The sequence below is a fragment of the Chryseobacterium sp. S90 genome (assembly GCF_047444895.1).
Lineage (GTDB): Bacteria > Bacteroidota > Bacteroidia > Flavobacteriales > Weeksellaceae > Chryseobacterium.
Window position 1 is genome coordinate 1 of sequence record NZ_JBLGCX010000012.1, and the last position, 13,562, is coordinate 13,562.

Sequence of the window (13,562 nt, forward strand, 5' to 3'; positions counted from 1 at the left end):
TTCCAACTCTGGCAAATCTAATATTTCAAAATGTAATAATTTAGCTAAACACACTAGTATTATCACTAGACAAGTGTAGTTTTTTTCACTCATGAAATGAAATAGATGATAAATAGGGTCAGAAAAACCGGGTTAAGGATAAAAATCTATTATAAATTATTTATTTTTAAAGGTCTTAACTGTCCCGGTTTTGACATTACTTTATTATTCCAGACATAATCTCCGGTTAAATAGATATGTTCCCAACCTAAAGGTGAAAAATACCGGAGTAATTCCTGATTAATTTCTTTCCTTGCTCTTTCAGGTGCTGCACTACTTTTTCAATATAAACTGTATTCCTCAAAATAATGGCGGCTGTAACCAGATTGAGACCCCCGGCAATGTGTCGCTGACTTTCAAAGCTTCTATCTCTTACCTCTCCAAGACGGTTAAATATACTGCTCCGTTCCTGGTTCTCCTTTTTTAATCCTACAATAACCTTCTTTGTACAGTGGGCTCCACATACCATTCGAGCATGAACAATGTTCTTCTATTCTGCCACGTTTTCTTGTAGCCGTGCAACTCCGTTTTGTTTTAGAATAACATCCAATTTTCTTATAATAGGAGAAGCTGTTAATGTAAAGTAAAAACAGAATTATTGTTTAATGATGTAAGGTAATTTCAGTACAGTATTATAATGAGTACAATTAACCGAACTCACTAAAAAACTCTTAGCAATTAAGTTAAGAGTTTATTATCAATATATTGAATAAATAAGTTATTTGCCTCCAAATATATTACCCAGAAAGCCGCCTAAACCACTACCGCTTTGCTGACCGTTTCCACTTCCTCCACCCAGTACACTTCCCAGTATATCAGTTAATGGATTTCCCGAGGATTGGGCGCCACTGCCCATAACACTTCTGAGAATATCATTGATAGGATGAGATTCTTGATCCTGAGCCTGATTTGATGCATTTCCAAGGATTCCTCCTAACAAATCTCCCAGACCACTTGCTCCTACATTATTTTGCTGTTTTTGCTGACCGATGTACCCCATGACTACAGGAGCAAGCATTCCAAGGGCAGGGCCTATCTTATCTGCTGAAATTCCTGTGTTTTGTGACAGTTGACTTTCAACATCACTTCTTTGTCCGCCGAAGATATGATCAAGAATAGATCCACCTTCAGCCTGTCTTGCTTCAGCCTGGGATGCATCATTTAAGATACTTCCGGTATGGTCTTTGTCTAAAGCGTTATTTAAAGCTTCTGCTTCTTTAGTATCCTTGGATTTATTTCTAAGATGAGAAATAATAAGAGGAGTTGCTACCGCTAATAAGGCGATCACCTGGTTTTTGCTGATCCCGAATTTATTTCCAGCTTGCTCAGCTACCTGATTGCCTGTGTTTCCTGTAAGTAAATCAATTAAACTCATTGTATGTTTATTTAGGTATTAGTAATTTGAAATTATTAAAAAAGAGGCTTAAAAAGGCCTGCTATTTTTTAGGAGTATCTTAGCTTCTATCACTATCTTTATATATCAGTTTTATTTCGTTTTATTGATGTAATATTTACCAATCTGGGACCTGTCAATATTTCTTCAGCATTAGTGCCTTTCAAATGTGGTTGCGGTCGTCATTGTATAATTTGTTAGTGTGGCTTGGAACAGTTGATCTGTTACAGTTTGATCCTGTATTAGTGTAGTCACATTACTTTATTTAACTCCACTGTAACATTTATCCCTCTATCCTTTTTTATTTAATAATCCCTGTATTTGAGGATGCTGATGCCTGAGCTATTAGCTCGGCATCGGAACAGATTTAAAGTCATAAAATCTATTTTAACTTTGCTTTAATGAAAAAATTAATTAAATTTTTGTGCAAATAATCTATCTTTATCCAAATTGTCATTGTAGAATCCATATTGGTAATGAATTTTGATAATCACTCACTAAAAATCTAAAAGCATTACAATGTTTTATAAGACCTATATATGAGTTCCTAGTATCACACATCATCAATAAATCCTTTTGACCAGTATTGTCTTGACTTAAGACTTAACATCATTTTAAAACTGAATACCTTTTTCTTGAATGTATTTTTTGTCCTTCTTACGATATAAGTTCTGTGTGGCATTTTCCTATTATTCTTTCTTGGAATAAAATCGTCTTCGGGAGCACTCCGTTAGTTGCTTTACCGGTTACATCGAGAGTAGTTTCAGGTGTCACACTATTCATAGCGACTTGCGCAAAAGCAATGTACCAATGAGGTAAGTCGGCAATAAATACATTTTTTCATGGGTTACGTATTTTAAATTTATAAGATTATAAATTGTACAGTTTTCAAATTATCAATGTAAATGATTTATTAAAAGATCATACACAAATATAACTACATTTCACTGAATACCTTATAAACAAAGCGTAGTATTACATCTAAAGAGATATGGTTTTATCACTACAATAAATACAGTACAAAAGCTCAGTTGCTCCTTTTTTATCCTTTTGAGGTGCATATCTGACAGAATGACATAGAATTTATACAACTAAATCCTGTATTCTATCCCGGATTTTTGACCGGATATACTCCGGATTATCTAGTATAGATTATTAAAGTAATGTAAATAAACCTATGAGTTAGTTTTATTGTTCTTCTATTATTTATAATTCTACTACAACTATATAAATTTATTCTCTAATTTGTAGAAAACTATTAAAGGGCGAATAAATACTTTCTATAAAGACATCAAATTACTATTTGATATTTATTTATTAAAAACTCATCAATTTCCTCCTTAGTTGCATTTGATAAAAAATATTTGTCTTGTTCGTTCAACTCACAAATACCAAAGTTCTTAACATAGTTTTTAGCATAAGATAAGAAGCCTGCTGAATATGGTTTACTGGTATTTGCCATATAATATTCAAAAACTTTTGACTCTAAAATCCTCTTTAAAATTTTAAGTTCTTGGGGTGATTCATCAAAAATTGCGTATCCACAATAAATCAGCATTTCTTTTTGATCAGTAAAAACGAAATGCGGATCTTTTGCCATATATGGAAATAGCAGTTTATATCCTTTATCAGATAATGCTTGCGTTCGGCCAAAGGCATACCAAGTTTCATAATCCCCATTACCATTATCTCTTGATAATAATGTCTCCTTATTGGCTAACAGATATTTATATGCTTTGGGAAAATTTGATTTTAAATATTTCTCTTTAATCAGCGAAAGTGTATTAATTCCATTTACGTAAGGATAAATCAGTTTTTCTTTTAAAGATTCAATTTCATGCTCGTGTTTAAGAATATTTGGCTTAATTATATCTCTACAAATATCTTTTTCAATTGGATATTCTTTACCATCTTGGTGGAGAATAAAGTATTTCTCTGTTTCAGAAATAGGTCTAAAAATATAGGTATCGTTACTAAGGGTAGCTATGCCATTCTTTATCTTGTATTTTTCTCCCAAAGGATTTCCAGCATTCTCGATTCTTTTAATATTTTCAATAATTTTCCTTTCATTAAGAAGCCAACCATCATGGAAGTTCAAATCCTTATAATAATCTTATTGAAAGATATAAGTCTGTTTTTAATCAAAGTGGAACTACTCTCTTTTTTAAATGAAATAAATGCAGATTTTTTCTTAGAAATTAAGCAAATACAGGTGTATGCAGATTTTTGACCAAACAATTTTTCATGTCCAAAATCGATAATACTCAAATCGTATTGATTTTCTTGAAAGTAATTTCTTAATTGCCTTGCGTTAATACTTTTGTAGAAAGAATTTACAGTTATGTACCCTAAGATACCATTTTCATTTAAATACCTCAACCCAATCTCAAAAAAAGGAATATATAAATCCGGATTCCCTGACTTAGTAACATTCCAATCTGATAAAAGTATTTTAGAGCTTTATCTATATTTTTTGCTCTCACATACGGCGGGTTGCCTACAATTACATCAAATCCATTATTTTCTTTAATTTTTGACTCGTTTTTAAGCCAGTCAAATGAAAGGGCATTGGCACAATGCAGATTAAATTTAAATTTCTTTTGGTCTTCATTATTAGCCAATGCCAACAAAGATAGAAGGATTTCGGCTCGTTGGATACTACTTTCACTGATATCTAAGCCAAATATATTATCATTGAATATTTGAGTATAAGTTTTATTAGTTTCAGCTTTTAACTTATTAGAAACAGTATATAAAAATGCTCCACATCCACAAGAAATATCCGCAATTAAAGCATCTTGATATGGTGTTTCAAGTTTTGAAAATGAATTTTCTACTATAAATGTTTTTATGAAGTTGGGGGTGTAAACGGCTCCATTAATGACTTGCTCCTTTGTGGGAACAGCTAATTCAAATGCTTCTATTAAGTCATCAAAAGTTAATTGAGTATATTGGCTTAGATTTGAGTTATCTGAAATTATTAGTGATTTGATTAAAATATTGTTTCTGACTTTTATTGCATTTGCTTTAATAAAAGCAGAAACAATAATCTTGTTTAGAGAGGTTTCATCTTCTCTGAACTTATTAATAATATTTTTAAATTCCTTCTGCATTTTTGTCAATTTAAAATTTGAATTCTGTCAATGTTTCTACCTTTTTCATTAAAAAATATTTTTTCTGTTTCTGTCAATCCATATAGTTGATAACATCGCTCATCTAATGCCCTCCATTGAATTGCAAGCAATTCTGAAATGCTCCTTTGTTGTGATGGAGATGATTCCTTTTTTCTATTCTGTAATATGTTCCCTTTTTTTGGGAAGTCTATATTTGCTCCTATCTGAAAAAGGCTTTTGACTTCCTATAATATACAGCAGAGTCATCATAACAATGATCCTAATCATGATTCTTGAAAAAAGAACTCAATAATTTTATGGATATTCAAAGATATTGAGGAGAAGCAAGCTCTATTGGCTGACTTTACTGTTAAAAAAAACAAAAAATAATATTGATCCGCAGTAAGCTAAATTAAGAGCTTCATATGAATATGACTAAAATACATTTTAATTTTAAGATGAAAGTAAGGAATTTAAAACCTGTTATGATAATCATGCTCTTATCTTATGAAGGTATATGTGCACAATCATTATGTACTGACATTGATAAGCATCCGCTAACTGAGCGAAGGGCTACCTCAGTGGGAAATATCAAAATAAATGGTAACTGTATTAATTATACCGTTACATCAGAAGATATCCCAATCAAAAATGATGATAACCAAATTATCGGAGCCATATACAGCTTCTCTTATATTAAGAAAGAAGGTGATAAAAACAGACCTGTAACATTTCTATTTAATGGAGGTCCCGGTTCTTCTTCTCTATGGCTACATATGGGCCTCGGCCCCAAAAAGGTGGTCATGAATAGTGATGTTAATCCTAAAAATATACCTCCATTCGAATATCAGGAAAATCCGGATAGCATACTCGATTGTACAGACCTTGTCTTTGTTGATCCTGTTGGTACAGGTTATAGCAGGATATTGGGAGCTGGCAAACCAACAGATTTTTACGGCGTTGAGCAGGATGCTGAAAGTCTGGCCCAATTTATAGAACGTTGGTTAATCAAACATAACCGATGGAATGCTCCGAAATATCTTATAGGTGAAAGCTACGGGAGCGCCAGGATAACACTTCTTGCCAAGACTTTAACAGGCGGACCGCTCTATTCGGGAAAATTAAGAGGAATTACCATAAACGGAATGGTAATGTTAGGTACTGACATTGGCTATATTAAATCAGTTCAGAATGTTGAAACCCAAGTCGAAAGATTTGTAGGTGAATTACCCAGTTTAGCTGCTACAGCATGGTACCACCAAAAAGCAGGTAAAAATTTAACTTTAAATTCTTTTTATACGGAAGCCAAGGAATTCGCCGATACTGAATATAAAGAAATACTTAAAGTAGTTTTAAATAAAAGGAGTATTTCACCTAAGAAAAAAGCATATATAATAAGTAAACTCACCTATTTTACAGGACTGGACAAATTATTCTTCAAAGACGAGTTTTATATAACAAAAGAAAGGTTTACATCAAGCATAATCCCTGATATACAGGTAGGATTGTATGACAGCAGATATACCCTGAGCTCTATACAACACCACGTAAAGGACCCTGTCGCCAATGACCCTGCTATGTCACAATACACTCCGGTTTTTATAGGAAGCTTTAATCAGTATCTCAAAAATGATTTATTAATTCATATTGAAGATCCATATCAAGTTATCACCTGGAAAAATCTTTCCTTTAATTGGGACTATAAAAGAAATAATATTTCGGAAAAATACAGATTCGCTGATGACTTAAGCGATGCTATGTCTGTAAATAAATATATGAAAATACTTATTGCCTCCGGATACTATGATTTAGTCACTCCCGGCTCTTCAGCTTTTAATGTAATACATTCTTCGTCTGTTGACCAAAAAAGAATTAAGTTTAAGTCCTATGAATCGGGACATATGTTATATATTGGGAAAACAGGAAAGGAATTTTCAAATGATATAAGAGATTTAATTGTAGAGGTAAAGTAGGTTTTGCTTATTTACTCATGCACATAAGCAAGTGTAATTTATCAAATTGGCTCATCTTTGCTCTTTTTTATCATCAATAGAATCATCAATAACTTTAGCTTCCGCTGCACTGATTTTTACGGAATGGATTCCGTGTTCCATAGAAGACGAGGAACTGTACAGCTGACTTTGGCCAATCACCTTCCCATTGAAAGACTTTAAACAAAAATAGTTTTTGCCATTGGATGCTATTCTCCGGTCATACATCTTGTCAACTTTAGAATGAATCTTAACCGACTCTATTCCCTTACGGCAAGAGGATTTTTGCAGATACCCTTCACTGGTCAGGATAATCTCCCCATTAACCGCTTTAAGATTGAACTGGTATTCTTTGTTGACCCTTCGGGTAATAATAAATTTTGCCATAATTTTAATATTTTTATTGTGTTTATTGATTTTAGAAGATCTGCATGCGGTTTTGGTACAACTGGAATTCCTTATCGGATATCCATTACCATTCACTTATTATGGTTAGGAGGTGGTTACTTTAGTAAAAAGTGCGGCAAACTTCTCTGCCGCACGGAGTTCTAATAATTTTATGATAGTTTATTAAAAATGTTCAGGAAAACCTAACTTTATCTTCAGCTATTTATACCTCATGCTCAAATATCTTAGCCGGTTAGCAATTTATCTCCAATTCTCTTCGGAGTAATCTTTAATCTACATTTTCAATTCACTGTCATTAACCTTTAATTAAATAGCCACAAATAAATCATAATACAAATTTAACATCTCGTTAGTAAACAAACCTCTGATTTACAGTCATATTATCATTATATCAATATCGTTTTTTCTCTACATTAATTAATATTGATTATCGTATAAGTTCATTCAATTTGTTTTTAAGCTCGTCTCTAAAGATATCCACCGCAATGACCGTTCCATTCTGGTCAATGAGTACATTGGAAGGCAGACTTGTGAGGTGATAAGATTTCGCCAGATCAGATGAAAAGGCTTTGGATTCATGAAGCTGGGTCCAAGGCAGATCATCATGTTTCACAGCGTTAAGCCATTTTTGATTGTCCGTATCCATAGAAACACCAATTATGGTAAATCCCCTGTCCTTATATTCATCATACAATAGCTTCTGATTTTTATTTTCTATTCTGCAAGGTAAACACCAGCTCGCCCAGAAATCTACTAAAGTATATTTGCTTTTAATGGACTGTAATACAGCTTTTTGACCATGGGTATCAGGCAGCGAAAAATAAGGAGCCTCTTGACCAACCAAATCTTTTTTTTGTGAGTCATTTTCGAGCGTTGTTTCTATATTATTGACATATGCTTTTAGCTCTCTCGATGCAGGGAATTTCTTAAGCACCTGATTAGCATACGCCAGAGCCTCTTTATCCTGCAATTCCGGATTACTTAAAAGAATATATACAGCCACAGTTGCATTAGACGCTTGGCTGAGGGCAGAGGTAAAAAGCATACTGAGTTTTGAAAATACCTTCTGTCTTTCCGCATTTAACTTTTCAGAATCATCTTTTACATCAGATAATGCCTTTAATTCCGAATAATAAACATTTTGCTTAACTATGTATTCCTGCAGTTCCTTACTGGCCGGCGAGCCCGTAATTGTACTTTCATTTGAATTTACCTCGTTTAATTGAACAGTTACAAGATTTGTATCGTTAATCAGATAAATAAGAGTTTTCGGATGAGGCTTTTCCGATAACTGTAATGAAAAAAGATGCTCACCGGTTTTGGATGTTTTTAATATAAAACTCCCGTCTTTATTAATGATACAGCTATCAGCAATACGATTTATTTTTTTTTCAAGACTGCTTTCCTGCAGATATACCATAGTACCTGCATGATTGATACTGTTTCCCTGAATGGTAAAGTTTTGATTATTTTGTCCAAAGAGATACAATGGCAGTATACACATCCCTACCATTAAAATTATTATTTTTTTCATCTTTTGTTTTTTTATTTTATTGTTTGTAATTTTCGTTAATAAATATTTTAAAACTTTTTTCCAAATCCTTTAAATTAAGGTTGAAAAGACACATCTGCTTGAAAAAATGTGGAAGATCATTTTCTACAAAATTTTCTTTTTTATAAGCCAATACCCTGTTATACCCATCCTGGGTAATGGAGAAACCTACACCTCTTTGGTTAATGATAACACCTTTTTGTTCAAGAAATTCATAGGTACGCACAATGGTATTGGGATTCACAATAAGCTGAGCAGCAAAGTCCCTTATAGAAGGAATACGTTGTCCCGGCAGCCATTGATTCAAAAGTATTTTTTCACATACAATATCTGCGATCTGAAGGTATATGGGAATTTGATCTCTAAACTGCATTTATAATGTACATTTTTTAATTTATAGTAAGTGAGCGTCCAGACAAGAAGGGTTATAATCACTTTCCGGAATCATCAGGTGCCTAACAGGAGAAAATATTTTTTTTATTATAATCATGTTTTAGTGTGCTAGATTATTAGTACACTACAAATGTATATTATCTTTTTTTATAATAATAAGTTTTTTATGAATTTTATGAAAAACTTAACACTATTTACAATGTTTTACGAAATATAATCATCTGATGTCAAGCCAATTACAAATAATCACAGTTGATTCTTTATTAAGAAAATCGAAATATAGCAAAACAGCTAAAATCTTAATAACTAGTGCCAAACATCTACTTTTCAGTCATACGCTACGACAGAATCATTATAATTATAGTCTATTAGTAATTTGGATGGTGTAATTTTTCAGATAATATTTAAGTAAATCATATGACTAAATGTCATTTTTTTTAAGTTAGCTTTTGCTTAATTCTCTGAAGTATCTCTCCATTTCTTGATCCAATTCACAACGTTATGAACAATATCATCAAATCTTTTGTACTGCATCTCATTTCAAACATTAATACTTCAGAAGCATAATTTTTACTTCCTTAATGGCTCTGTAACGATAGATATTTTACAATTAGGACTATAAAAGTCAAAAGGAGCTGTTAAATTCCAGTTTAACAGAACGGATCATTTTCAGGAATAATTTGCAGAAAAATGATTTATTATGTTAAAAGAAATCCAACGGCAAAATAGTCGGAAAAAAACATCAATTATTACTATTGTATGTATAATGAATTTACAAATAACTAAACAATACTGTAAAGTAAAAATAGAATTAATGTTAAATCTTGTAAGGTAAATTCAGGACGAGACATCATTTTCGCAGGATTAGGATGGTCAATTTTGAAGGATTCTACACTCTATAGGAAATCTACAAGTTTTTTATCATTATCACTTAGGTAAATCAGGTTATCAGGCTCAGACATAAACCAAGCAAAACTACCCCATGCTAATTCAGGAACTGTTTTACGAAATGGTGGTACCTGTCTATCTTTATAAGCAGTTACAAATGCTATATGCTTGCGATCAAATCCGGCCTTATCACTTAGCTCATATAGAGCATTTTTTCTTCTTTCAGAAATAGGTCCGTCAGATGCTACAACTTCAACAAATATCAAAAATGGGTCTGGCGAACCTAAATCTGCTAAGATAAGATCTGGCAAATTTTTATCTGCTTGTATTTCTAGCCCAATTGTTTTGGCAATGGCATCATCTACAAATGTTACTTTAGCATCGCTTGTACTGAGCCATAAAACCGCCGGCTCTTTTAAAAAATTAGCAGCAAAAACTTCTACAACAGCTTTTGATATAATCGAACTTGGACCAGCACTTAAATTTCTTGCCTCACCATTTGGAAATGTTACTAAAACTCTTCCATCAGTTAGGTTTCCTGTACGACCTGCCAGTGATAGCCTTGCTCTTGCACTGGCAGATAAATTCATCTGCTGCCAAGACTTAACTGCCGTTTCTAATTCTTCTTCAGTAATTGATGGATCGAATAGCTTTGCAAAATCATTCTGAAGTGCATAACGAGGTCGGCTGGAGGTTGTAGGAAGTCCTGTTTTAGTTACTACTGCTCCTACCGGAATCAAACCTTCCCTTAACGTTTCGTCTCTGATTGGCTCTCTGGTATTATCAGCATACCATCTCTTACCCTCAGGCTGAAAACCTTTCAACTGTGCATTTTTACCATATTCTTCACGGCTTAAATCATCAGAAAGAGCTGATTGCTCCATAGTCATTCTGTAAACGTGAACAGGTCCGATATAGATCTCTTTACCACCAACTGCACCAATGTATAACATTACAAAAATTGTACTGGCTGCCATCTCTCGAATAAGATAGGTTCTGTTGGGAGTACCTTCAGGAAATATCATCGGAAGACGCTCATGGACTAATTCTCTCGTAACGTAAGGAGGCAGTTGACTCATGGATTAGTTTTCGTGTAAATTTTTGTACATTCCTTCTCAATAAGATCAGGACTTGCGTTTTTGTTAATTAATGTTTGTAAACGTTTTAATTTTGATGGCTCAGGTAATGGTAATGATTCAAGTTCATATGCAGATACCGCAACACTCCCACTGATTGTCCGGAATGCATCATTTACCACTTTGCTATTTAAGAAAGTTGATAAGGTTTTAAGATTGACCAGAGGTTCAGAAGATATTGGAATAATCATATTCAAATGATTTTCAATAAGAACAGCTTCATATTCTTTAAATAATTCATCAGGAAGTACTGTTGTAATTAATCGCTTTTCCTGCTCTTTTGAAGTGGTTCGCTGAAGCAAAACACATGATTTTGTGGTCAGCAAGAAGTTATCATCTTCTTTAAAGTTAAACCATTTTGTATGATTTTTTTTCTCTGCTTTCAACTGAAAATTACCGCATTTGGAAACAGCTTCCGCCCAAATTATAGGAAATGAGTTTTTATTTTTTTTATCTGACAATTGCTCCTTATGTCTATTCCAAACCAGCTGACCAGTACTTATTTTATATCCATAAGTACTAAGGCTATCTTTCATATTTGACATTGATGCTACAATTTTAGCATGCTCATTATCTCTTGGTAATATCCAAGGAGAGCTCGTGTCGATAGATAATTGATATTTACCCGCTAAAGAAATTTTTAGTTTACCATTAGGTAAAGTCGCAATCTCATTAATCTCAACTGCTGGACTTTCAATGGATAATTTATTTTTCTTTTTATAGACTGCCAATAGAGTTTCTTGAAGTACATCTTCAAATACTCCTTTTCTACCAGCAACAAAGTCAATTGTTAAAGGATTTGTTTCTTTTCGAATGAACATTCTCAATTTTTTAAAATATTCACCAGAAAGAAAACTAGTAGGTGTAAGATATCCGACAATTCCATCAGGTTTAACCAAATTAATTGCCAAATGAGTAAATAGCCCATATAGATTGGCATGACCAAAAAGACTTTCTTCGAATTCTTCTCTAACTTCTTTAGTTAAAGTCAATTTTCCATAAGGAGGATTGCCAATGATAACATCAAATTTTTTTTGATTTGCTTTATTGGAAAAAAAAGATATTGTATCACAGATTGTAACCATAGAATTGATACGTCGACCTGCTAAACTCATAATATCTTTCACCGCAATTTGCAAAAATACTTCAGTCAACCAAGCAGAAAAAGGATCGATCTCATACCCTTTTAAATTCTGTTCAAGATGTTTTAACTGGTCTTCAGGTGAAAGATAATGAATTGCGGAAATTATGCGCAGAGCTATCGGTGCTAAAAAAGCTCCTCCTCCACATGCCGGATCAGCAACAGATGAAGATGCCCAATCTACTCCAGCGTTTTCAACAGCATTCAATAGTCTATCTGTAAGTGCTGGTGGGGTGTAAAATACTCCGTTATCTGACCTTAACTTTTCTGGAAGGATACTGGTATATAAGTTCCCTAACTCATAGGAAGCTTTAATTACATCTAACTCAGCTGCTGCTTTGCCAATTACATTGGCAACAGCCTCAATACTATCATCAAATTCAACAGAAACGAACTCAATTTGACTAAGTTGTATAGGAAAGGACTTTATAGTTAAATTCCAATAAGAATTGATAACACGCTGCATAAAGTATTGTACATTGCATAACCTTACCTCATTTTCAAGTTGTTTTGCCCAAGCTTTAGCCATAATTCTACCACTCGACAAAGTTTTAAGTGGATCTTTGTCTTCACTATTCAAAACAGCTAAAATCTCTTTTGTTATTGTCGATTTTACCGCAATTCTCTTATGGCCTAATGTCGTGTTCATAATATTTTCAAATATAATTAAACTGTAATTTTTATACAAGAAACTTTTATCACAATTCTCATTGACAAAGCTATTTCTTATATGCGACAAATCTAGTCGCATTAAATTTATAATAATTCATATTTTCTTTCAATGCTTTTTAGGTTCTAACTTAAGGAGCGCTTCATAAGAGATTAATTTTTAAATTTCATATTATGAACACCAGTAAAAAAACAATTGGATTTATTAAATACCCTCTACGGTAAGGCATTTCTTTTCAGAATAAATTTTCTGAAAAGAAAAATGGAACCTATAAGAAATGCTGTAAATGAGAAAACTTTGGAATATTCTTCAAAGATTTATGAAAGACGAAATTTTGTATTCTTCTTTTGCGACTTATTTTTCCTCTCAGAAAAAGATAGACCAATTTTATTCTTCTTTTCTACTTGCTTTGCGTTCTTATCTAAAGTTTTTAACTCATTCAAATTAAAATCAGTTTTAGTGGGACCAATAATATCTTTTGGACCTGTTGTTGTTTTTTCTGTTGTTTTCTTAATTCTTGAAAATAGATTTTTTAATCCCTTTGCGTTACTAAACTGCTTTCTGAAATTATCAATGAAATTTGAAAAAATATTTCCTTGAAAATTTACCTCGATCAGCGGTTTCTTATCTTTATCATCAATAATTATTTCTTTATTGTTGATATCATGATTGCCTGTATTCTGCTGTTTCATAATTTCCAAAATTTTGAACAAGATATTACATGTTAACTTAAATATAGAGCTGGGGTACTTTGCGACCATCTTTGGCGCTATATGATATGTAATCTTCCCATGTTTAGGTATAATCAGAAGAAGGTCAAATTATTATCTATTTGCAA

At 32.7% G+C, this 13,562-nt stretch carries 10 protein-coding genes and 1 pseudogene; 1 reads left to right on the forward strand and 10 read right to left on the reverse strand.

Annotation, left to right across the window (positions count from 1 at the left end; translation table 11 throughout):
• Positions 1–247: 247 nt before the first annotated feature.
• The 4 genes and pseudogenes from ACLMCG_RS22035 to ACLMCG_RS22050 form a co-directional block, all read right to left on the reverse strand.
• A complete protein-coding gene (locus tag ACLMCG_RS22035; RefSeq protein WP_413961274.1) occupies positions 248–508 on the reverse strand; it encodes a Tn3 family transposase in 261 nt (86 codons plus the stop codon).
• A 249-nt stretch (positions 509–757) separates the two neighbouring features.
• Positions 758–1,414 carry a DUF937 domain-containing protein gene (locus ACLMCG_RS22040; protein ID WP_413961275.1) on the reverse strand — a complete coding sequence of 219 codons (657 nt, stop codon included), beginning with the start codon at positions 1,412–1,414 and terminating at the stop codon, positions 758–760.
• Positions 1,415–2,723: 1,309 nt separating this feature from the next.
• Positions 2,724–3,530 carry a hypothetical protein gene (locus ACLMCG_RS22045; RefSeq protein ID WP_413961276.1) on the reverse strand — a complete coding sequence of 269 codons (807 nt, stop codon included), beginning with the start codon at positions 3,528–3,530 and terminating at the stop codon, positions 2,724–2,726.
• Positions 3,527–4,545 (reverse strand): annotated as a pseudogene (locus tag ACLMCG_RS22050) (HsdM family class I SAM-dependent methyltransferase). The gene ACLMCG_RS22045 and the pseudogene ACLMCG_RS22050 overlap by 4 nt, the downstream one beginning before the upstream one ends.
• Before the next feature lie 425 nt (positions 4,546–4,970).
• Here ACLMCG_RS22050 and ACLMCG_RS22055 point away from each other — a divergent pair.
• Entirely contained in the window at positions 4,971–6,518 is a 1,548-nt protein-coding gene (locus ACLMCG_RS22055; protein WP_413961277.1) for a S10 family peptidase, read from the forward strand.
• A 51-nt stretch (positions 6,519–6,569) separates the two neighbouring features.
• Here ACLMCG_RS22055 and ACLMCG_RS22060 read toward each other — a convergent pair whose 3' ends face one another.
• The 6 genes from ACLMCG_RS22060 to ACLMCG_RS22085 form a co-directional block, all read right to left on the reverse strand.
• A complete protein-coding gene (locus tag ACLMCG_RS22060) occupies positions 6,570–6,923 on the reverse strand; it encodes a YegP family protein (protein WP_413961278.1) in 354 nt (117 codons plus the stop codon).
• 448 nt (positions 6,924–7,371) lie between these two features.
• A complete protein-coding gene (locus ACLMCG_RS22065) occupies positions 7,372–8,478 on the reverse strand; it encodes a peroxiredoxin family protein (protein WP_413961279.1) in 1,107 nt (368 codons plus the stop codon).
• A 16-nt stretch (positions 8,479–8,494) separates the two neighbouring features.
• Positions 8,495–8,869, reverse strand: a complete 375-nt coding sequence (locus ACLMCG_RS22070) for a GntR family transcriptional regulator (RefSeq protein ID WP_413961280.1) — start codon at positions 8,867–8,869, stop codon at positions 8,495–8,497.
• 916 nt (positions 8,870–9,785) lie between these two features.
• On the reverse strand, positions 9,786–10,856 hold the full coding sequence (locus ACLMCG_RS22075) for a BsuBI/PstI family type II restriction endonuclease (RefSeq protein WP_413961281.1): 1,071 nt from the start codon (positions 10,854–10,856) through the stop codon (positions 9,786–9,788).
• Positions 10,853–12,703, reverse strand: coding sequence for an HsdM family class I SAM-dependent methyltransferase (locus ACLMCG_RS22080; protein WP_413961282.1), 1,851 nt, complete (start codon positions 12,701–12,703; stop codon positions 10,853–10,855). The genes ACLMCG_RS22075 and ACLMCG_RS22080 overlap by 4 nt, the downstream gene beginning before the upstream one ends.
• A 338-nt stretch (positions 12,704–13,041) precedes the next feature.
• The gene (locus tag ACLMCG_RS22085) at positions 13,042–13,416 is read right to left on the reverse strand and encodes a hypothetical protein (protein WP_413961283.1); all 375 of its coding nucleotides are present in this window, start codon (positions 13,414–13,416) and stop codon (positions 13,042–13,044) included.
• Positions 13,417–13,562 lie beyond the last annotated feature (146 nt).